At 63.2% G+C, this 18,801-nt stretch carries 19 protein-coding genes and 2 pseudogenes; 10 read left to right on the top strand and 11 right to left on the bottom strand.

What is annotated here, in order from left to right; all coding sequences use genetic code 11:
* Nucleotides 1-116 precede the first annotated feature (116 nt).
* The 3 genes from ACQCSY_RS00445 to ACQCSY_RS00435 all read left to right on the top strand — a co-directional run bounded on the left by ACQCSY_RS00445 (nucleotide 117) and on the right by ACQCSY_RS00435 (nucleotide 2,231).
* Nucleotides 117-686: a TetR/AcrR family transcriptional regulator gene (locus ACQCSY_RS00445; RefSeq protein ID WP_427132272.1), complete on the top strand. Its 570-nt coding sequence runs from the start codon at nucleotides 117-119 to the stop codon at nucleotides 684-686.
* Nucleotides 687-1,065: 379 nt separating this feature from the next.
* Nucleotides 1,066-1,341 carry a transposase family protein gene (locus tag ACQCSY_RS00440; protein WP_427132271.1) on the top strand — a complete coding sequence of 92 codons (276 nt, stop codon included), beginning with the start codon at nucleotides 1,066-1,068 and terminating at the stop codon, nucleotides 1,339-1,341.
* A complete protein-coding gene (locus ACQCSY_RS00435) occupies nucleotides 1,338-2,231 on the top strand; it encodes an ISAs1 family transposase (protein ID WP_427132269.1) in 894 nt (297 codons plus the stop codon). Before ACQCSY_RS00440 ends, ACQCSY_RS00435 begins: the two co-directional genes overlap by 4 nt.
* Before the next feature lie 79 nt (nucleotides 2,232-2,310).
* Here the strand turns inward: ACQCSY_RS00435 and ACQCSY_RS00430 are convergent, their stop codons facing one another.
* A complete protein-coding gene (locus ACQCSY_RS00430) occupies nucleotides 2,311-2,457 on the bottom strand; it encodes a hypothetical protein (protein ID WP_427132267.1) in 147 nt (48 codons plus the stop codon).
* Between the two features lie 17 nt (nucleotides 2,458-2,474).
* Here ACQCSY_RS00430 and ACQCSY_RS00425 point away from each other — a divergent pair, with 17 nt between their 5' ends.
* Nucleotides 2,475-2,810, top strand: a complete 336-nt coding sequence (locus tag ACQCSY_RS00425; protein ID WP_427132265.1) for a hypothetical protein — start codon at nucleotides 2,475-2,477, stop codon at nucleotides 2,808-2,810.
* A 313-nt stretch (nucleotides 2,811-3,123) separates the two neighbouring features.
* On the opposite strand, the gene ACQCSY_RS00420 is transcribed toward ACQCSY_RS00425, so the two are convergent.
* Nucleotides 3,124-3,675 carry a TetR family transcriptional regulator gene (locus ACQCSY_RS00420; protein WP_427132263.1) on the bottom strand — a complete coding sequence of 184 codons (552 nt, stop codon included), beginning with the start codon at nucleotides 3,673-3,675 and terminating at the stop codon, nucleotides 3,124-3,126.
* Nucleotides 3,676-3,843: 168 nt separating this feature from the next.
* Here ACQCSY_RS00420 and ACQCSY_RS00415 point away from each other — a divergent pair, with 168 nt between their 5' ends.
* The 4 genes and pseudogenes from ACQCSY_RS00415 to ACQCSY_RS00400 form a co-directional block, all read left to right on the top strand.
* Nucleotides 3,844-4,677 (top strand): SDR family NAD(P)-dependent oxidoreductase, encoded by an 834-nt coding sequence (locus tag ACQCSY_RS00415; RefSeq protein ID WP_427132261.1) that lies wholly within the window; start codon nucleotides 3,844-3,846, stop codon nucleotides 4,675-4,677.
* Nucleotides 4,678-4,776: 99 nt separating this feature from the next.
* Complete coding sequence (locus ACQCSY_RS00410; protein WP_427132259.1) at nucleotides 4,777-5,712, top strand: SDR family NAD(P)-dependent oxidoreductase; 936 nt, start codon at nucleotides 4,777-4,779, stop codon at nucleotides 5,710-5,712.
* Between the two features lie 26 nt (nucleotides 5,713-5,738).
* A pseudogene (locus tag ACQCSY_RS00405) lies at nucleotides 5,739-5,963 on the top strand (carbohydrate ABC transporter permease); the annotation flags it as partial.
* 14 nt (nucleotides 5,964-5,977) lie between these two features.
* Nucleotides 5,978-6,501, top strand: a pseudogene (locus tag ACQCSY_RS00400) (Poxvirus protein I5); the annotation flags it as partial.
* A gap of 789 nt (nucleotides 6,502-7,290) precedes the next feature.
* Here ACQCSY_RS00400 and ACQCSY_RS00395 read toward each other — a convergent pair.
* The 3 genes from ACQCSY_RS00395 to ACQCSY_RS00385 form a co-directional block, all read right to left on the bottom strand.
* Nucleotides 7,291-8,610: a 2-hydroxycarboxylate transporter family protein gene (locus ACQCSY_RS00395; protein ID WP_427132258.1), complete on the bottom strand. Its 1,320-nt coding sequence runs from the start codon at nucleotides 8,608-8,610 to the stop codon at nucleotides 7,291-7,293.
* A gap of 62 nt (nucleotides 8,611-8,672) precedes the next feature.
* Nucleotides 8,673-9,839, bottom strand: a complete 1,167-nt coding sequence (locus ACQCSY_RS00390) for a glycerate kinase (protein ID WP_427132256.1) — start codon at nucleotides 9,837-9,839, stop codon at nucleotides 8,673-8,675.
* Nucleotide 9,840: 1 nt separating this feature from the next.
* Nucleotides 9,841-10,944 (bottom strand): tartrate dehydrogenase, encoded by a 1,104-nt coding sequence (locus tag ACQCSY_RS00385; RefSeq protein ID WP_427132255.1) that lies wholly within the window; start codon nucleotides 10,942-10,944, stop codon nucleotides 9,841-9,843.
* A gap of 168 nt (nucleotides 10,945-11,112) precedes the next feature.
* Here ACQCSY_RS00385 and ACQCSY_RS00380 point away from each other — a divergent pair, with 168 nt between their 5' ends.
* Entirely contained in the window at nucleotides 11,113-12,021 is a 909-nt protein-coding gene (locus ACQCSY_RS00380) for a LysR family transcriptional regulator (protein WP_427132253.1), read from the top strand.
* Nucleotides 12,022-12,118: 97 nt separating this feature from the next.
* Here ACQCSY_RS00380 and ACQCSY_RS00375 read toward each other — a convergent pair whose 3' ends face one another.
* The 4 genes from ACQCSY_RS00375 to ACQCSY_RS00360 form a co-directional block, all read right to left on the bottom strand.
* The gene (locus tag ACQCSY_RS00375) at nucleotides 12,119-12,616 is read right to left on the bottom strand and encodes a GNAT family N-acetyltransferase (protein WP_427132252.1); all 498 of its coding nucleotides are present in this window, start codon (nucleotides 12,614-12,616) and stop codon (nucleotides 12,119-12,121) included.
* A 273-nt stretch (nucleotides 12,617-12,889) separates the two neighbouring features.
* Entirely contained in the window at nucleotides 12,890-13,876 is a 987-nt protein-coding gene (locus tag ACQCSY_RS00370; RefSeq protein ID WP_427132250.1) for an NAD(P)H-binding protein, read from the bottom strand.
* A gap of 109 nt (nucleotides 13,877-13,985) precedes the next feature.
* Nucleotides 13,986-14,978: an alpha/beta fold hydrolase gene (locus ACQCSY_RS00365; RefSeq protein ID WP_427132249.1), complete on the bottom strand. Its 993-nt coding sequence runs from the start codon at nucleotides 14,976-14,978 to the stop codon at nucleotides 13,986-13,988.
* Between the two features lie 409 nt (nucleotides 14,979-15,387).
* Nucleotides 15,388-15,957, bottom strand: a complete 570-nt coding sequence (locus ACQCSY_RS00360; RefSeq protein WP_427132247.1) for a TetR/AcrR family transcriptional regulator — start codon at nucleotides 15,955-15,957, stop codon at nucleotides 15,388-15,390.
* A gap of 175 nt (nucleotides 15,958-16,132) precedes the next feature.
* On the opposite strand from ACQCSY_RS00360, the gene ACQCSY_RS00355 reads away from it, so the two are divergent.
* On the top strand, nucleotides 16,133-17,227 hold the full coding sequence (locus ACQCSY_RS00355) for an NmrA family NAD(P)-binding protein (protein WP_427132245.1): 1,095 nt from the start codon (nucleotides 16,133-16,135) through the stop codon (nucleotides 17,225-17,227).
* A 234-nt stretch (nucleotides 17,228-17,461) separates the two neighbouring features.
* Here ACQCSY_RS00355 and ACQCSY_RS00350 read toward each other — a convergent pair whose 3' ends face one another.
* Together ACQCSY_RS00350 and ACQCSY_RS00345 are read right to left on the bottom strand one after the other, a co-directional pair.
* Nucleotides 17,462-18,253: an MFS transporter gene (locus tag ACQCSY_RS00350; RefSeq protein ID WP_427132243.1), complete on the bottom strand. Its 792-nt coding sequence runs from the start codon at nucleotides 18,251-18,253 to the stop codon at nucleotides 17,462-17,464.
* A complete protein-coding gene (locus ACQCSY_RS00345) occupies nucleotides 18,139-18,723 on the bottom strand; it encodes an MFS transporter (RefSeq protein ID WP_427136014.1) in 585 nt (194 codons plus the stop codon). Before ACQCSY_RS00345 ends, ACQCSY_RS00350 begins: the two co-directional genes overlap by 115 nt.
* Between the last annotated feature and the right edge of the window lie 78 nt (nucleotides 18,724-18,801).

Raw genomic sequence — 18,801 nt, 5'->3', positions numbered from 1 at the left:
CGGTTGGGGCGGAGCCTCAACGCCGATCGTGGCTTATGCAAAGCTCCGCCCACTACCCCCGCCCGTCATAGACCGATCGGTTTTATTTTCGGCGAACTTCACGTTAGCCTCACAGTATGGCCACCGCGACGAATCTGACTTCCCGAGAGCGACTACTGGAGGCAGCGGCAACGCTCACTTACCGCGACGGTGTGGGGATCGGCATCCAGGCGCTATGTAAAGCGGCTGGGGTGTCCAAGCGTTCCATGTACGAGCTGTTCGACAGCAAGGACGACCTGCTTGCCGCAAGCCTGGAGGAACGCGCCGCCGACTTTGTGGCGGGACTCCAGCCTCCGGCGGGCGACGGCCGTTCACCTCGTGAGCGTATCCTGCACGTCTTCCAGCAGGTGGAATCGCAGGCCGGCGCACCCGAGTTCCACGGCTGCCGGTACCTCGCTGTGCAGATCGAGCTCAAGGATCACAACCACCCTGCAAGCCAGGTTGCGCGCCGGATCAAGGGAAACCTGACAGCTTTTTTCCGCGCCGAGGCTGCCCAGGGTGGAGCGAATGATCCGGACCTGCTGGCCCGGCAGCTCAGCCTGGTCTTCGACGGCGCCAGCGCCCGTGCCGGAATTGGAGCCGACAACCTCGCCGGGCTCATCACGCCTACCGTGGGCACTCTGCTCGATGCAGCAGACGTGCGCTAACCCATCGCCTCTTCGAACAGGTCGCTGATGAATGTGCCCTCCGGGTCGCGATAGCCGAGCAGTTCGCATCGCTTCATGACCTTTGCAGTCCGGGAAGATGGCGCTGGGGCGGCAGGTTGGCTGCTGTTTTGTACCCACTGGTTCGGCAGCCGGAAGAAACAGCACGCTGCGCCGTGGCGTCCCCCTCTGAACTCTTCTACGCCCAGATCCGCAGCTATAACATGCTGACTGGCCCTTGCCTTGTACCCAGGGCTGATGCAAAGTCGTTGAGCATGCCCGGCGAGTAGGCGCTGACACGCGCTGGATGGGTGCTTTTAAAGAAGGGGAACTCCTGTTAAACAGGTGATTGTCTAGATCGCCGCTTAGCAGGAGTTCCTTCATGCCATCTTCCCCCATCCAGGCCCTCGCACGCCACTTGGAGGACATGCCGGCACAGGCGAAGCCGGCCGTGACGCCCGGCACGATGCGGGACGTCCTGGATTCCGTCCCGGATCCCAGGAAACGCCGGGGCATCCGGTACGGGCTGACGGGAATCCTGGCGCTGGCAATCTGCGCCGTCCTCTCCGGGGCGAAGTCCTTCGCCGAGATCGCCGAATGGGCGGCCGACACGGGCCGCAACCCCTGGCCAAAGCGGGAATTGGCGTCCCGCACGTGACCACGATCCAGCGTGTCTTGGCCAGGATCGATGGAGATGCGTTCGATACCGCCATCGGGGCATGGGTCACCGCGCAGGTGAAGCCGGCCGTCATCGCCGTGGACGGCAAGGAAGTCCGCGGCGCGAAGAACGGCGGCGGCTCCCGGGTGCATCTGATGGCCGCCGTGGACCACGCCACCGGCACCGTCCTGGGGCAGGTCGACGTGGGCGTGAAGACCAACGAGATCACCTTGTTCACGACTCTTTTGGACAAGTTCACGGACCTTGACGGCATGGTGGTCACCGCCGATGCGATGCACACCCAACGCTCCCACGCCACCTACCTGCACGGCCGCGGCGCGCACTATGTCCTTTGCGTCAAGGGAAACCAAAGGAGCCTGCAGCGGCAGCTGAAAGCGCTGCCCTGGAAGGACGTACCCGTCGGGGACCGCCAGCGGTACCGCAGCCACGGCCGCACCGGTTCCCGGGTCATCAAGGTCGTCACCATCGAGGCCGGCATCCTCTTCCCCCACGCGGCCCAGGCCGCCCAAATCACCCGCCGGTCCCGTCCGCTCACCAGCCGGAAATGGAGTGTTGAAACGGTCTACATGATCACGTCCCTGCCGGCCCGGAAAGCCAGCCCCGCGCAGCTCAACGCCTGGGTCCGCGGGCACTGGACGATCGAGAACCGGCTGCATTGGACCCGGGACGTCACGTTCGCCGAGGATGGTTCCCAGGTGCGCACGGGCAACGCGCCGCGGCTCATGGCCTCGCTGCGGAACCTCGCCATCAGCCTCTACCGGATGGCCAAAACGACCAACATCGCCAAGGCCACCAGACACACCGCCAGAAACGCCCACCGGGCCCTCAGACTCGCACGAATCAGGCCATCACCAGCGACTTTGCATTAGCCCTGGCCTTGTACCCAAGCACAATCGGATTTTCGTGTGCACCGCCGTGGATTTGTCGACCCTTCGAGCGCCTGCCCGTTTACTGCTTGGGCAGGGGGATGGGGCCGGTGAAGCGGAGGGTGAGTTCTTCTTCCACTCGTTCGAGCGTGCGACCCTTTGTTTCCGGGATCGAGCGGATGTAGAAGATGAGTGTCCCGATGTTGATGGCGGCGAAGAGGAAAAACATGCACCGGCGTCGCCCTCATGCGCATGCAAGCCGTCGGCAACCCCACCGATCCGCGGCTCGCAGCCCTCGTCGGAGAGCTGTCCGTCGCCTATCCGCAGTTCCGGCGCTGGTGGGCCGCCCGCAACGTAGCCCGCCAGGAAATCGGCACCAAGACAATCCGGCACCCTGACCTCGGCGATCTCACCATCGACGGGGACGCCTTCCGGTGGGCAGGCGACCCCGACCAGCAGCTGATTATGTGGTCCGCAGAACCCGGCTCACCTACCCACGAAAAGCTCCGCATCCTCAGCTCCTGGATCAAGGCACCTTGGCCCTCCACTCAGGACGCGTCCAGCGCAAAGCCGGAACCATGATCTGACCCCAGTACGCCACGGTGGTGTCCGTGGAGGGCAGCAGCCTCAAGTCCGAGTGCGGGCCATCGCGGGACCGAGCGCTGCGACGCTGAGACAAGAAGGCACCTGTCCGAATGCACGGGACAGGTGCCTTCTTTTTTGCCCTTGGGCAACTGCCCGCGGTTATGTGATCCTCCCACTGAACCCAGCCGGCTCGTGGGCGGATCACATCATCCAGTAGTTGGGTCAAGTGCGTAGCCTTGGGCGCGTATGGAGCACAGGAGGCCCATTGGAAATACCTTACAGTTGCATGTGTTGTAGCGGGCCGCTCGGTCTATTCGAGTGGTGCTACGGCGCCCATTGCCTCATCGACAAGTTCGCTGAGAGGACGCGCGCCATCGGCCTGCATCCATGAGTCGGTGGCGACATTCAGGCATGCGATCGCGGAGGCGGCCAGGGCGGCGGCCCGAGTGTCGGCGCCTGTCTTTTGCTTCCCCAGGCGTTGCTGCAGGCGGGGTGCCAGTATGCCTTGCCAGCCTTGCGTCCGCTCCCACTCGTGAGTACGGAGCGCGCAGGCGTCGCTCATCAGCCGCATGAACTTTCGGGCTTCGTCCATATTTTCGGTATCGACCTGCGTGACGACGTCGATTGCTCGCCGCAACGCAAGCCATGGGTGCTCGTTGGCAGGACGTGCGTCGAGCGCCGACGCGATGTCATGGCCTAATTCGGCCATCCGCCCCAATACGACATCTTCCTTCGTCCCGAAGTAGCGGAAAAAGGTGGTCCGGGACAGGCCCGCTTCGGCGGCGATCTGCTCAACGGTTGTTTGGTCGAAGCCGTGCTCAGCGAACAGGCGGAACGCCACCTCGATGACTTCTGCGCGCATGGCCCGCCTGGTCCGCTCCCGCAGCGTAGGCGGAGTGCTCTTGAGCTGTCCGTCGGTGCTTGAGATTCCCATCCCTAAATAGTACACCGGCCTAAAATGGTACTTAGTACCACTTTGTGATAACGTCCCAGAATCGGTTGCAAGCTACTCATCAAGGAGAGAACGTTCATGAGCAAGACCTGGTTCATCACTGGCGCGTCCCGCGGTTTCGGCCGCCGTTTCGCGGAAGCGGCCCTTTCCCGCGGGGACCGGGTCGCGGCGACCGCGCGCCGGGCCGACACCCTCACGGAGCTCGTGGAGACGTATGGCGACGCGGTCCTGCCGCTGCAGCTTGATGTCACCGACAGGGCCGAGGTCGCCCGTGCCGTGGCTCGGACGCACGAACACTTCGGTGCACTCGACGTCGTCGTGAACAACGCCGGCTACGGACTGTTCGGAGCTCTCGAGGAACTGACCGAGGCCGACGTCCGTGCGCAGTTCGAGACAAATGTGTTCGGATCGCTCTGGGTCGCCCAGGCCGCCCTGCCGTATCTGCGCGAGCAGCGCAGCGGGCACATCATCATGCTCTCGAGCATGCTCGGGATTGCTGCCTTCCCCACTACCGGCGGGTACACCGCGAGCAAGGCTGCTGTCGAGGGACTCGCCGACTCGCTGTCGCAGGAGGTTGCCGGCTTCGGCATCAAGGTGACGGTCGTCCAGCCGGGCGCGTTCGCGACCGACTTCGGCACTTCCTCGTCGTATTCCGCACCGCTGGCCGAGTACGACGAGGTGCGGAACGCATTCATGAGCGGCTTCGCTGATGTCGAGATGGGCGATCCGGACGGTGTCGGCCCGGCGATCCTGAAGCTCGTCGACGCCGAGAACCCGCCACTGCGTGTCTTCTTCGGCACGCCGCCGCTGCAGCTCGTCCCGCACATCTACGGCACGCGCCTCGAGGAGTGGAACGAGTGGGCATGGCTCTCGGCAGAGGCCGAGAACCAGGCCGCAACAAGCCTGACTTAGCAGACTCTCGTGGTCCGCGCCGTACGCGCGGACCACGAGCCCGACTGCACCCGTCAAACGTATCGCTGCCGGAGACCCCACCCGCAGAAGGAGCATGCCATGTCCTCGCTCATCAGGACCCCGTTCACCGCGCAGTCCACGGCTCGAGAGGTGGTTGAGGGCGTTGAGCTGACCGGTCGCCGCGCGATCGTTACTGGAGGGGCTTCCGGGTTGGGAACCGAGACCGCCCGGGCCCTCGCCGGTGCGGGCGCCGAGGTGACTCTCGCGGTCCGGGATCCCGGCCGGGCCAAAGACGTCGTGCGGGCTTTGCGCACCGAAGTCGGCCGCGAACGGATAGTCGTCGCAGCGCTGGACCTTGCTGATCCGGTGTCGATCTCGCGGTTCGTGCGGGAGTGGAGCGGCCCGCTGCACATCCTTGTCGCGAATGCGGGAGTCATGGCGCCACCGGAGACGCGGACGTCGGACGGGTGGGAGTTGCAGTTCGCGACGAACCACCTCGGTCACTTCGCCCTCGCCACCAGCCTGCTCCCGGCCCTTCGCGCCGCGTCGGACGCGCGCGTGGTCGTGGTCAGCTCCGCAGCGCACCTCGCGGCCCCACTCGATTTCGACGACATCCGTTCTCTCTCCACGAGTTACGACCCGCAGCTCGCCTACGGGCGTTCCAAGACGGCGAACGTCTTATTTGCCGTCGCCGCGCACGAGCGCTGGGCCGCAGACGACATCACAGTCAATACCCTCCAACCAGGGAGCATCCTCACCGCGCTCTCCCGGCACCTCCCGCCGAGCGTCCTGGCCGTCACCCGCGAGGATCCCTCGAAGACGTTCTCGACAGCGGAACAAGGAGCCGCGACCTCCGTCCTGCTCGCCGCCTCCCCGACCCTGCGCGGACTCGGCGGGCGCTACTTCGAGTACGGCCAGCAAGCTCCCGTAGTCAATCCGCCCTTCGTGACCCGCGAAGGCGTCGCCGGCCATGCGATGGATCCGGACTCTGCTGCCCGGCTATGGGCGATCAGCACAGAGGTCGTCGGCGGCTAAAAGCCGGAACACCTGGCCATGAAGGGATCGCGAACTGGAACGACTTCCTGGGCCCGCTCCTGTACCTGAACACCCCCGAAAAGTACCCGCTGCCGCTGGCCCTGTCCCTCTTCGTAGACCAGACCCAGTCCTCGGACTACGGAGCCATGATCGCCATGTCCGTCCTTGCCCTGCTGCCGGTGCTGATCTTCTTCCTAGTGTTCCAGCGCTACATTGTTGAAGGCGTCTCCACCCAGGGCCTCAAGGGCTAAGAGCCGGAAGGCCAATGCTGTCCATTCCGCTGGTGACGATCCCCGCCGCGTATGCGGCGGCGGTCGCCCATCTGGAACGGCACCTCTCCGGCCGGGACGATTCCGTCCGCAGCCTCTGGAGCACGTTCAAGGCTGCCCTGCCGGGCAGCCGGAAGCTGGGAATCACGACGGCGGTGGCCGCCGTCGTGATTGTCCTTACCCTTTTGCTCGCTTGGATGGGGCAGCTGCCCGGCCGGGAAGTCGTGCTGCCTGTCACCCTGATTCTCGCTGCCGGGGCCGCCGTCCTGCTCCTGCGCGCCACCGCGGCCTGGTCGGACTTTGCCGGCGACCCGGCCATCGACCCGGCCGGCGACCTGGCCGGCGCCCGGCGCTCCGCACTCGAAACCGGCCAGGCCGTGTCCGTTCGGGACTGGACGGGGTCCCTCCTGCTGGTGGCCGCGCTGTTCGGGGCAGTGGGTGTTCGTCTGGATGCTCCGGCACTGTTCGTGGTGGTCCCCGGCATCCTGACCTGGCCTCAGCGACCGTGAAACTGCGCACCACCGCGCCTGAAGCATCCAGCACCACCAGCGGCAACGTCGCCCAGACCAGGGATTTCGTGCAAGCCACCCTGATCCTTGCCACGGTGAAACTACGCTCTGCCCGTGCCTGAAGTACCAGCAACACCCGCAACAGACAAGCAGCGCTGAGCGCGCCTCATGCGAACATGCTGCGACTGCATGCTTGCGGGCATATAGACCTGTTAGGAGTTCGAGGAAATCTTCCTGTAGACGGGCCGTCGTGCAGAATGCTCAACAATGCCGCCCTCCTTGGCGAGCAGTTAGTGCTCATTTCATGCCACAACAGCAGGACGACAGCTCATACCAGTACTGGTCCGTCCGGGTCTGCTCGCTTTCGGCTTCGGCGCAAAGAAAGGTCCCGCCCGCGCCGGGGAATTCCGTGCAAGCCGCCCTCTTCTCAGTCCGAGTCCCCAAGGGGCGGCCTCGGTCTGGTGTCAACAAGGGTTTTGTATCCGTCCTGACGGTGGAACAGGCGGCGCCCCTCACACCCACCCTGCCGAAGCCAGATGAGGGAACCGTCAGCTGAAACGGCATCGACGCGTCCGGCGAACGGGGTTCCTCCCCGTTCCGGGCTTAGCAGTACCACGTCGTCGCCAGCGGTGAGTTCCCGCCAGTCAGCGATGGATGAGCGTGGGTATCCGTAGCCGGCGGGCTGTGCTGGGGCTTCTTGCGTTCTGCCCAATGGTGTATCGCTTTCATATAGCCGTGCAGCGGGGCGTAACCGGTGATTGGTTCCGCCCCGCTGCGTGGTGTGCCTGGAGTTGAGCCGTTTAGCTGGCCGTGAGGTGGATGAGGGACGCCGCGGAGATCACGGTGGTGACTCCGCCGATGCGGGTTGAGATCTGGGCGAAGGGCATGAGGTTCATACGGTTGGATGCGGAGAGGATGGCGACGTCGCCGGTGCCGCCGAGGCCGCTGTGGCAGACGGTAACGAGGGAGGCGTCCACCGGGTACATGCCCAGCGCCTTGCCGACGTAGAAGCCTACGAGGGCCATGGTGATGACTACTGCCATGCAGGTGACGACGTAGCCGATGGAGAGGACGCTGATGACGTCGGCCATCGGCACGTAGAGCATCCCGAGTCCGATCATCGTCGGGTAGATCAGGTGCTTGGAGACGATGGCGTAGACGGCGCGGGCGGAGCCTTCGACGCTGGCCGGGACGATGCCTGCGACTTTGAGGATGACGGAGAAGACGATGACCAGCACCGGTGCGGGCAGGTGGAGGAAGGGTTCGGCGAGGCTGGCCAGGACGAACATGCCGCAGATGAGCAGGATGCCCATGGCGTAGTTCGGGTTGGCCTGGACGGTGTCGTGGTGCGCAGCTTCAAAGATCTCGGCGTCGTTGGAGCCCTTCTTGGGCTTGACGAGCATGCCGCCGCCGTCGAGGTGGGCTTTGCGTTCACCTAGGCGGCGGAGCATGCCGGCGAGGATGATGGCGACGATGTTGCCGATGACAGCGGCCGGGATCAGCTGCGCGATGAAGTCCTTGGGCGTTCCGCCCAGAGCGTTGGCGTAGGCGGCGGAGAGGGGAATGACGCCTTCTCCAATACCGCCGCCGATGATGGGGACCACGATGTAGAACAGGGCGCGTTCGAAGCTGTAGCCAAAGAGCATGGCGACGCCGATGCCGGCGGCTACGGCCGCGGCCGTTCCGGCGACGAGGGGTGGGAAGATGCGGACCAGGGCCCGGAGCATCATGGTCCGGTGCATGCCAAGGATGCTGCCGACGACCAGGGTGCAGATGACGAAGTAGAGGAAGTTGGCTTCCTTCATCAGGGCCGTGGTTGCTTCGAGCATGTTGGCGTTGAAGACGCCGAAGTAGACGAGCAGGGACGGGACCATCAGGCAGACCAGGGCACCGCCGCCGATCTTGGAGATAACCGGGAGCCGATTGCCCAGCGGGCCGAGCAGCATGCCGAAGGCTGTGATGATTGCCAGGCCGCCGATCATGTTGGCGGGGACCGCGTCGAGGGCGCCGGCGGTGATGACGATGCCGGCCATGATGACCGGGACAATCAGTGGCACTCCGCCCAGCTGGAACCGGGGGACGCGCGTTGGTGCTTCCTTGCTTTCTGTGGTGGTGCTCATAGTGGTTTCTCGCTTCATTGGGAGGGTGGGCGTCGCTGCCCGGGTGATAGGTGTCTTGTCCGTTAGTTCGCGGAGCGGGCGGATCGCTTCCGGACCGTGATTTGTGCTGCGAGGCGTTCGAGCAGCGGTTCAGCGTTGCGGATGGCCGCGGCAATATCCGGTGCTATGTCCGTGATCGCGTGAATGGTGTCGAAGTCCGGGTGACGGGGTGCCGGCGTGAGCTGGCTGGACCCGCATACGGCGATGGTGGGGATGTTGTGCCGGGCTGCTGCCATCAGCACGCCCATCGGTGCTTTGCCGTGGAAGGACTGATCGTCCAGGCGGCCTTCGCCGGTGATGACGAGGTCCGCGCCGGCCAGATGGGATTCGAAGTCCAGCAGTTCCATGATCAGTTCGATTCCCGGGCGGGCCGTGGCGCCGAGCACCGCCAGCGCGGCGTAGCCGATGTCGCCCGCGGCACCGGCACCGGGAAGGTGCGCGGCTTCGGGGGCGACAAGAGAGGCGAAATGGCCAAGCGCCCGGTCAAGGACGGTGACGTCCTCGCTGCTGGCGCCCTTTTGCGGGCCGTAGACGGCGGCGGCGCCGTCCGGGCCGCATAGCGGGTTAGTGACGTCGGTGGCCAGGATGATCTCGGTCTCGTAAACGCGTGGATCAAGCCGGGAGAGGTCCACGGTATGAAGGTCAAGCAGACTGATTCCGCCCGGGTACAGGATGGCACCTGATCCGTCGCGGAGGGACACACCGAGTGCCTGGAGCATCCCGGCTCCTCCGTCGGTGCAGGCGCTGCCGCCGAGGCCAATGATGATCCGGTGCGCGCCGGCGTCGAGCGCTGCCAGGATGGCGTCGCCGACACCCCGGCTGGTGGCGCTCAACGGTGACAAGGGCCGGTCACCGCGCATGGCCAGGCCTGAGGTCAGTGCGGTCTCGATCACGGCCGTGCCGTCCTTGAGAGCCAGGGTCGAGGGCTGGAAATCGCTATCCGGTCCGGTCACGGAAATCGGATGCGCGACGTATCCGCTGGCGAGAAAAGCATTTAGGGTCCCGTCGCCCCCGTCGGCGACCGGCAATTCGATCACATTCAGTCCAGGCTGTTCCTTGCGGAGGCCATGGGCGATGGCCCGGGCCACCTGGGATGCGGTCAAGGAGCCTTTGAACTTGTCCGGCGCGATGAGCACCGAGAGACCTGCTCCACTGACGCGGAGCCGGTCTTCGACTGGGGTAACGGTCATTTCAGTGGTCCGTTGCGGTCAGGGCCACGGCCGTGATCTCTTCGGCGACAGTCTTGCCCAGGATTTCCGTGGTGGCTTCGCCGCCCAGATCCGGGGTGAGGATGCGCTTGCCGCCGCGTGCCAAGACGTTTTCGAAACCTTGCTGGACAACTGCCGCGGCCCCTCGTTCGCCGAGGTGTTCGAGCATCATCGAAGCACTCCAGATCTGGCCGACCGGGTTCGCGATGCCCTTGCCGGCGATGTCCGGCGCGGAGCCGTGGACCGGTTCGAAAAGGCTGGGGAACTTGCGTTCGGGGTTGATGTTCCCGCTCGGGGCGATGCCGATGGTCCCCGTGCAGGCCGGGCCTAGGTCCGAGAGGATGTCGCCGAACAGGTTGCTGGCGACCACGACGTCGAACCAGTCCGGGTGCATCACGAAGTTAGCCGTCAAAATATCGATGTGGTACTTGTCGACCTTCAGGTCAGTGAAGCCTTTGGCCATCTGCTCCACGCGCTCATCCCAATAGGGCATCGAGATGGAAATGCCGTTGCTCTTTGTCGCGGACGTGAGGTGCTTCTTCGGCCGGCTCTGCGCAAGGTCGAAGGCGTACTTCAGGATCCGGTCAACACCGGTGCGGGTCATGACGGTTTCCTGGATCACCGTTTCACGGTCAGTGCCTTCGAAGATTTTTCCACCGATGCTGGAGTATTCGCCCTCCGTGTTCTCCCGCACGACGTAGAAGTCCACGTCCCCGGGCACGCGGCCGGCCAGGGGGCTGTCCATTCCTGCCAGCAGCTTTACCGGGCGGAGGCTGACGTACTGGTCGAAACCGCGGCGGAACTGGAGCAGGCTGCCCCAGAGCGAGACGTGGTCCGGGACGACGTCCGGCCAGCCCACGGCGCCGAAGAAAATCGCGTCGAAAGTGCTCAGTTCCTCAAACCAGTTGTCCGGCAGCATCTTGCCGTGCTTGAGGTAGTAGTCGGCATTCGCGTAGTCGAACTGGGTGGTTTCCAGCTTGAAGTCGAACGCCTCGGAGGCTGATTCCAGGGCCCGCAGGCCCTCCGGCACGACTTCCTGGCCGATGCCATCTCCGGCGATGACTGCGATGCGGTGTGTCCTGGTCATGATGATGGTCCTTCTCTCGTGTGAACGCCGTTGTCCCGAATCGAGCCGTGTCCTCAGAGGGCCTTTGGTTCCGGCTGTGCTTCCAGTCACACAAGCGTACGAAACAAAAAGCCCACAATTAACGGGCTGTGAGACAATGCAATTTTTCCTCAAAAGAAAGAATCGATCATGGACCTCTACCAGATAGACGACCTGGAGTTCTTTGAGCAGATCGCCCGCTCGCAAAGCCTCACCGAAGCGGCGAGGACCTGGGGTAAAGGAGTGGCTTCGGTCAGCAAACGCCTCTCAGCGCTGGAAGCCCGCCTGGGCGTGACGCTGATCAGACGCAGCACCCGTCGGTTGACGCTGACCGAGGAAGGACACCGCTACGCCGCCGGGGCACTCGCGATCCTGCAACAAAAGGCCGACCTCGAAGACCTCGTCTCACACCAGCACGGCGAACTTAAAGGCAGGATCACCGTCCACTCCACACTCGGAATCGGGCGAACCCACATCGCACCGCTGCTCGGTGAATTCATGCTGCAACATCCCCAGATTCACATCGATCTGGAACTCTCCGCCCTTCCGCTGAACATTTCCGGCACGAATTTCGACATTGCCATCCGCGTCGGCGCGCTGGAGGATTCGAGGCTCAAGGCCAAACTGCTCGCACGGAACCGGAGAATCGCTTGCGCGGCTCCGCAGTACTTGGACAACAGGCCACCGCTGGAGACTGTCGAGGACCTGGAGCGTCACAATTGCATCGTGCTGCGCGAAAACAACGCCGACTACGCGCTATGGCGATTCGGCGCCGAAAACCAGCAGCAGTACGTACGCGTCATCGGAAACATGGTCAGCGACGACGGAGACGTCGTCACCGGCTGGTGCGCCCAGGGCTTGGGCCTAATCATGCGCTCGAGCTGGCACGTCGATCCACTGATCCGCGCAGGGACGCTCCGCCAGGTCCTTCAGCACGTCCCCACCCCGCACGCCGACATCCATGCCCTCTATTCGGCAACCTCGCAGACCCCCAGACGCATCACCGCTGTCATTGACCACCTCCGGGAAGGTTTGGCCCTGCGTCTAGCTGGCGCGTGAGTTGCAACGACACCGAATCCTACAGTTTCAGACTGTGCGCGGGCTAATTTCTACCGGTGACGCGCTTGAAAGCGAGCTCCGTTGAGGTTGCTGGGACTCAAGCCTCAAGTTCCTTCTCGAAGCAGACTGACGACGGTATGGCCGTGTTGTAGGGCGGATACACCGGTATTTGCTTGTAGCCGATCTTTCGGTAGAGGGCTTCTGCTTCTGGTTGTTTGCCGCCGGTTTGAAGTATGACCCGCCTGGCGCCAGCCGCGGCGGCGATTTGCTCCAGTCCGGCCATGAGTTGAGTCGCGGCTCCGAGGCCACGCGCTGCGGGGTCAACGATGACACGCTTGACTTCCCACTCCCCGTCCAGCAGGCGAAGTGCCCCGTGCCCTATCGCGTGCCCGAAGGAGGTGACCACGAGGACATTCGCGACAAAGTCTTCGGCCGGGACGCTTAATGCAGACCTGGCGGCGGCCGGAAGGGTGGGCTCTTCCGTCGTGGCGTACAGGGCGAGGAGTTCCTTGTTCAGCAGATCCCGCAGTCGGGCAGCACGCGGATCTACAAAACTAACTTCCTCCAGATTCAGAGCCAACTCCTCAGCCGACACGACACCCTCCTTTCGGATTAGCATGGTCGCAATTCGTTCTTTGATCATGAGCTCTCTGGGCGTCTTCTGCTTGGTGCCCTGTCAAGCTTAGGTCGTAGTCGTCAAGAGCGGTGGAGGCGGATCCACATCGGCGGTGACAGCGACAACTGCACCGCTGAGAATAGTGTCCCAGGGTCCTGGAAGAGGAAGCGCGGCTGAACCGCAGCCCGGCCCCGTATTGGAGTCCCTGGTCCGGGGACTCCAATACGGGGGTCTGGTTGTGCTTTGGACTGCTCAGTGGCTCACAGATGCCATTTTCCGGATGCGGGGATGGTTCTCCAGCGCCCACCGCATGGTCTTTGGCGGGCGCCCGAGCAGGGTTTCGAGCTGTTCGCTGACTCCGGCGGCGCCGTAGCGTCCGCCGGCGACCAGTCGGGTCAGGGACTTCAGGTGCTCCGCTATGTGTGGATGGGCGCCCATGGCACTGTCCACGTACTTCGTGTTCCAGGTTTCTACATCTTCGGGAAGGTAGGTGACCTGGCGTCCCAGCGCGGCTGCGTAGTCTTCCGCGAACTCGTGCATGTCTTTCAGTTCCGGACCGGTGAGCTCGTAGGACTTCGAGATGTGCGGTGCCGGGTCGAGGAGGATTTTTGTGCATAGTTCCGCGACGTCGTAACCGGCGATGGGCGCGAACCGCTGGGCGCCGAAGGGCAGGCGCAGTTCGCCATTGCCCAGCGGCTCCAGCGCCAGCCAGGTCAGGATGGGGTTCTCTACGAAGATGGCCGCCCGCACGTTGACGGTCGGCACACCGGACCAGTCCAGCACCTGCTCGGCCACCCAGTGGGCCCGATGCTGCGGCGACCAATCCGTGACGAGTCCGCCGAGCCACTCACGCCGTTCTTCGACTGGTGCGGTCATCTTCTCGAACGGCATGAACCACTGCTCGTACTCGGAGATGTTGACGAAGACTTCGATGTCGCCCTGGGCCCGCGCCGCCGCGGCCATCAGACTGACGGCGTCGGTGTAGTACGGCGACAGGCTCATGCTGAAGTAGATGCGTCGGCAGCCCTTCAGCGCGGCTGTCACGTCGGCGATGTTGAGCAGGTCACCGACGAAGACCTCGGCCCCGGCCTGGCGGAGCGAGTGCGCGCGTTCGTCGTCCTGTCGCACGAACGCGCGCACCGGGTGCCCTTGTTCAATCAGCATGTTGACCATCGTCCTGCTCACACCACCGATTTCGCCGGCCGCGCCGGTGATCAGGATGGGATTGCGCTCTGTCATTTGTGTCCTTTTGTCTGGTTGGGGTTGTCTGGTTGTGGTGGGTCAGATGTTCAGAGCGTCCAGGATGTACTTGGCGACTGTCTTGCCGGCCAGGCGGTTCTGCGTCGTGTCATCGGGCCGTCGAGCCGTCGATGCCGGCGAGGAAGTCCAGGAGTGCGGCGTTGACCTCGGCGGGACGCTCCTGCTGAGTCCAGTGCCCACAGCCCGGCAGCACCACCGGGTCGTGCAGTCGAGGCACCAGCGCGGTCAGCGAGGCCAGCCCGCCTGGGCCGCTTAGGGAGGTGACCATGTCGCGGTCTCCCACCAGGTACAGCGCGGGGACGTCGATCCCCAGGCCCCGGAAAGGCGCGAGCAGTTCGTTGTTGCGTTCGATGTTCCGGTACCAGTTGAAGGCTCCGGTGAAGGCCTGCTCGCCGTGCAGGGCGTAGTCCTCGGCGTAAACCTGGATATCGTCCTCCGTCAGCCAGTCCGGGAGAGCGGGCGACTCGGGCATGGTGTCCAGAAGGCCCAGACCGTCGGGTATGACCAATGGGCGGGGCTCCGTGCTGTCCGGGTTGTCACCTGAGGCACCGACGAGGATGCGGCGGAAGGAGTCCGGGATGTCCTTCGCGAGCTCCGCGTCAACGACTCCCGGCCGCTGGAAGTAAACCTGGTAGAAGCCCTCGCCGTATTGGGTGCGTGTGATTGAGGGCGGGACCATCCCGCCGGGCAGAATCGGCGGGACACTGAGCCCGGCCACGGCGCGGACCTTGTCCGGGCGCAACATTGCCGCGGTCCAGGCAACGGGTGCGCCCCAATCGTGCCCCACGAGGATCGCCTGCTCCTCGCCCAGCTCCTCGATCAGGGCGATCATGTCGCCGACGAGGTGGAGCAGCGTGTATGACGTGACATCTGCCGGCTGCTCGCTGCGGGCGTAACCGCGCTGGTCGGGGGCCACAACCCGGTACCCGGCCGCCGCAAGCGCCCCGAACTGGTGACGCCAGGAGTACCAACTCTCTGGCCAGCCGTGGAGTAACAGCACCAGCGGGCCTTCGCCCTGCTCGGCAATGTGCAGCCGGACCCCATTTACGTCGACGAAGCGGTGGGTGAGTGAACTGAGCACAAGGATCTCCTGCAAATCTGGATTGAGGGCTACTTCTTCGGCTGCGTTCCAATGACTTGCAGCGGTGAACGGGATTTGACCAAGTTCGAACCCACCCTAAGGTGCTGTGATAGCTGGCTTCGAACTTTGTGAAACCGGTCGGTTTTATTACCGTAAACCGATCGGTCCTGTCATTGCAACCTGGATGGCCCCTGTCATGGATCCAGAGCGATCCAGCGAGTTGGCAAGTCTTCGAGCACCGATGCAACCACGGCGTCTCCGTGTCGGACGGCAGGCGGCTCAGCACTCGCACGGTCCGGCCCCTCCAGTCGTGGGTGTACCGCAGGGTTATGAATCGGTGCGAAGCGCTACCCGCACCTTCGATTCTGGGAGGGCACTAAGTCACAGTCCTTGGTCGAGAACGCGATTACTAACGCATATCTGCTGCGTCGAGCAGTATGTTGACGGTAGGTGAGATGAGCCCTCTCAGATTGTCGGCTCCGATGCCCGCCCGCGCGCTGGCGCCGTCGAAGACCAGGCTGAGCTGCCGGGCCAGCAGGTCAGGATCACTCGCACCACCCCCGGCAGCCTGAGCGCGGAAAAAAGCTGTCAGGTTTCCCTTGACTCGGTGAGCCACCTGGCTTGCAGGGTGGCTCTGATCCTTGAGCTCGATCTGCACTGCCAGGTACCGACAGCCCTGGAACTCAGGCGCGCCAGCTTGCAATTCCACCTGCTGGAAGACGTGCAGGATACGCTCCCGAGGCGAACGGCCATCGCCCGCCGTAGGCAGGAGCCCCGCTACGAAGGCGGAGGAGCGTTGCTCCAGGCTCGCGGCCAGCAGTTCATCCTTGCTGTCGAACAGCTCGTACATCGAGCGCTTGGACACGCCGGCCGCCTTGCATAGCGCCTGGATGCCGATCCCCACACCGTCCCGGTAAGTAAGCGTTGCCGCTGCCTCCAGTAGTCGCTCTCGGGAACTCAGATTCGTCGCGGTGGGCATACTGCGAGGTTAGCGCGAACTTCGCCGAAAATAAAACCGATCGGTCCGTGACGGGTGGGGCACCATTTGCAGTATCAAAACCGATCGGTATACGCTCCTTGAAACCGATCGGTTTCAAGCACGCCGCCCAATGCGTATTGATCGCGTCCGTCCTCAACTTATGGAGTCGAAAACTATGTCTTCCCAGACCACACCCACAATATTCATCATCGGCGGAACAGGGGCCCAAGGGATGCCCATCGTCCAAGGTCTTGTGGCCGACAAAAAATACAAAGTTCGGGTCCTCACCCGCGACGCCACCTCCCCGAGGGCCCAGGCACTCCTCGCGCTGGGCAACGTCTCCATCCTCGAAGGGTCATTCGCCGACGAAGATGTGCTGCGGGAAGGATTCCGCGGCTGCGACGGGGCCTACGTCAACATCGACGGGTTCAATACCGGTGAGAAAACGGAGATGTACTGGGCCATCCGCAGTTATGAGATAGCGATAGAGGAAGGAATCAAGTTCTACGTCTACGGAAACCTCGACTACGCACTCAAGAAATCCGGCTACGACTCCAAGTTCCGCACCGGCCACTACGACGGTAAAGGCCGCATAGCCGAATGGGTGCTGTTCCAGAACCAGAAGAACAAGGACAGAATGGGAGCAGCGGTCTTCACCTCGGGTCCTTACATCGAAATGGTGATCTCACCGCTCACGCCCATGACGCCCAATATCGAGGACGGTGTTCTCACGTGGCGGGTCCCGCTCGGAAAGGGCGCAGTTCCCCACGTGTCCCTGGAAGATTGCGGGTTCTATGTTCGCTGGCTTTTCGACAATCAGGAACGGGCGAACGGCATGGACCTCGAAGTCGCTATCGAACACATGACCTATGCCGATATGGCTGCCGCATTCGAGAAGGTCACGGGGCATCCCGCACAATACATCGACACAGATTTAGACGCGTATTGGGGTGGTCCGCTGAGCGGCGCTGCGGATCTGCCTGCCGGATACAACGCCGATCCCAACGACAAAAGCACCATGAGCTTCCGGGATAACTTCACGGGCTTCTGGAATGTATGGAAATACGGAATCATCACCAGGGATTATGCTCTGCTCGACGAAATTCACCCTAACAGGATCAGGAGTGCCGAACAGTGGTTCAGGCGGGAAGACCAGCTGGGCAAAGACCTCGGCAAGGGAAGTCTCTGGGAGAGGGTCCAACCGGAGAACTGGCGCAGCGACTCTCCGATCCTTAAGGGCAGTGCAGACGCGAGGACGGGCAAGTTGTAAACGGAGCGGCAATAGGAACCCGTCCTCGGTCGATCGGTCAAGGTACTGAGAAGGTCCGCCTGTGGGCGCAGGCAGATCTTCCTAGTTGGACGCCATATCGTTCCTGAATAGCCATCGAGTAGACGAGTGTCGAGTGCAGACTGTTGGGGATCCAGGTTTTTTGGTTTTCGGCGACGGTGCTTGCCCGAGGTAGATAGGGCTCCACGGGCACGGCTCGGCGAGCCTCCCCAGCAGCTAAAGCGACGCCGCCTCCTCCAGTGCGAGTCCTCGAGTTTCGGGTGCCATCCGAAGGCTTACGAGGAAGCCGACCAGTGTGATGCCCGCGGCGATCAGCATCGTCGCTCCGATCCCCAGCTCGGTCAGCGAGAGCGGAACAAGGTAGGTGCCTGCTGCCGCGCCAATCCGGCTCAGCGAGGATGCGAGTCCAACGGCGGTTCCCCGCACCTCGGTCGGAAAGAGTTCGTTGGGGTACACCCATTGCAGGATTTGGGTTCCTCCAATAAAAAGCGCATATCCTGCAAAAAGAATCATTGTGACGGTCGGGGAAGACTGGGGGAAAAGGCCCAATCCCAGCAGGGCAAGGCCCGACCACAACAAACTGTGGAGGATCACCTTTCTGCGGCCCAGTCGATTGATTAACAGGACGAACACCAGCGTTCTCAACAGGAAGAGGACGGTGATGGCAGCGGATCCAAAGTTGGCCATGGTCCCTACTAGGCCGAGCGCGTCGAGGATCCTGGGCGCGAAGGCATAAATCGCGAACAGAGGAATGATGGAGCAGGTCCAGAAGACGGATATGAAGAAGATACGGCCGCCGTACCCGGACCGGAACAGGACGCCGGCACTCACGCGATCGCCCGCGGCCGACTCGAAGCTCGCCAGCTTCACGCCTTCGCCGAAGACCCGGGCAACTACGGCTCTCGCTTCTTCCATACGCCCTTTGTTGGCCAGCCATCGAGGTGATTCGGGAGTGCCGTGCCGGAGGATGAGGAAGACCAAAGCCGGGAACGTGGCGCTGGCCAGCATCCACCGCCATCCGTCAGGTCCTGCTGGAGCAGCAGTTCACCCACGATGTAGGCGACTGCGGCACCCACAAACCACATGACGATCAGGCCGCCCACTAGGGGTCCCCGATATCTTCGAGGAGTAAACTCAACGAGCAGCGACGTGGCTATCGGGTAATCGGCGCCCACCGCGATGCCTATCAGGAGCCTGAGCACAAATAATCCACGCGCGTCCTGAACCCAAAATTGTAGCGCTGAACACAAGACGATTGCGGCGAGGTCAAGAGTGTAAAGCGTTTGCCGTCCGAACTTATCGGTCAGCCATCCGCCGAGGAATCCGCCAAAGAAGATTCCTACGAGCGCGGAGGCGCCGATCAGGCCTTCCCAGTAGACGGTCAGCTCCAGTTGTGGAGTCGCTTGGACCAGCGCAACGCCGATGATGCTCAAGACGTAGCCATCAAGGAAGGGACCGCCGGCTGAATAGACGGCCAGCCGCTTATGGAAGCTGTTGAGGGGAAGGGTCCTCTACGTTTACTGATGGTGGCATCACCTTGAGTGTCCTACAAAAGT

The sequence above is a fragment of the Pseudarthrobacter sp. S9 genome (assembly GCF_050156545.1).
GTDB lineage: Bacteria > Actinomycetota > Actinomycetes > Actinomycetales > Micrococcaceae > Arthrobacter.
The sequence above is the reverse complement of the archived record's forward strand: the minus strand, read 5'-3'. Positions and strand labels throughout refer to the sequence as shown.

Excerpts from the sequence above, each read along its gene's own strand:
- ACQCSY_RS00415 (WP_427132261.1), top strand. The coding sequence starts at position 3,844 with ATGAGCAAGACCTGGTTCATCACTGGCGCGTCCCGCGGTTTCGGCCGC.
- ACQCSY_RS00380 (WP_427132253.1), top strand. The coding sequence starts at position 11,113 with ATGGACCTCTACCAGATAGACGACCTGGAGTTCTTTGAGCAGATCGCC.
- ACQCSY_RS00390 (WP_427132256.1), bottom strand. The coding sequence starts at position 9,839 with ATGACCGTTACCCCAGTCGAAGACCGGCTCCGCGTCAGTGGAGCAGGT.
- ACQCSY_RS00410 (WP_427132259.1), top strand. The coding sequence starts at position 4,777 with ATGTCCTCGCTCATCAGGACCCCGTTCACCGCGCAGTCCACGGCTCGA.
- ACQCSY_RS00385 (WP_427132255.1), bottom strand. The coding sequence starts at position 10,944 with ATGACCAGGACACACCGCATCGCAGTCATCGCCGGAGATGGCATCGGC.
- ACQCSY_RS00350 (WP_427132243.1), bottom strand. The coding sequence starts at position 18,253 with ATGCTGGCCAGCGCCACGTTCCCGGCTTTGGTCTTCCTCATCCTCCGG.
- ACQCSY_RS00425 (WP_427132265.1), top strand. The coding sequence starts at position 2,475 with ATGCGCATGCAAGCCGTCGGCAACCCCACCGATCCGCGGCTCGCAGCC.
- ACQCSY_RS00430 (WP_427132267.1), bottom strand. The coding sequence starts at position 2,457 with ATGTTTTTCCTCTTCGCCGCCATCAACATCGGGACACTCATCTTCTAC.
- ACQCSY_RS00440 (WP_427132271.1), top strand. The coding sequence starts at position 1,066 with ATGCCATCTTCCCCCATCCAGGCCCTCGCACGCCACTTGGAGGACATG.
- ACQCSY_RS00445 (WP_427132272.1), top strand. The coding sequence starts at position 117 with ATGGCCACCGCGACGAATCTGACTTCCCGAGAGCGACTACTGGAGGCA.
- ACQCSY_RS00395 (WP_427132258.1), bottom strand. The coding sequence starts at position 8,610 with ATGAGCACCACCACAGAAAGCAAGGAAGCACCAACGCGCGTCCCCCGG.
- ACQCSY_RS00420 (WP_427132263.1), bottom strand. The coding sequence starts at position 3,675 with ATGCGCGCAGAAGTCATCGAGGTGGCGTTCCGCCTGTTCGCTGAGCAC.
- ACQCSY_RS00370 (WP_427132250.1), bottom strand. The coding sequence starts at position 13,876 with ATGACAGAGCGCAATCCCATCCTGATCACCGGCGCGGCCGGCGAAATC.
- ACQCSY_RS00355 (WP_427132245.1), top strand. The coding sequence starts at position 16,133 with ATGTCTTCCCAGACCACACCCACAATATTCATCATCGGCGGAACAGGG.
- ACQCSY_RS00360 (WP_427132247.1), bottom strand. The coding sequence starts at position 15,957 with ATGCCCACCGCGACGAATCTGAGTTCCCGAGAGCGACTACTGGAGGCA.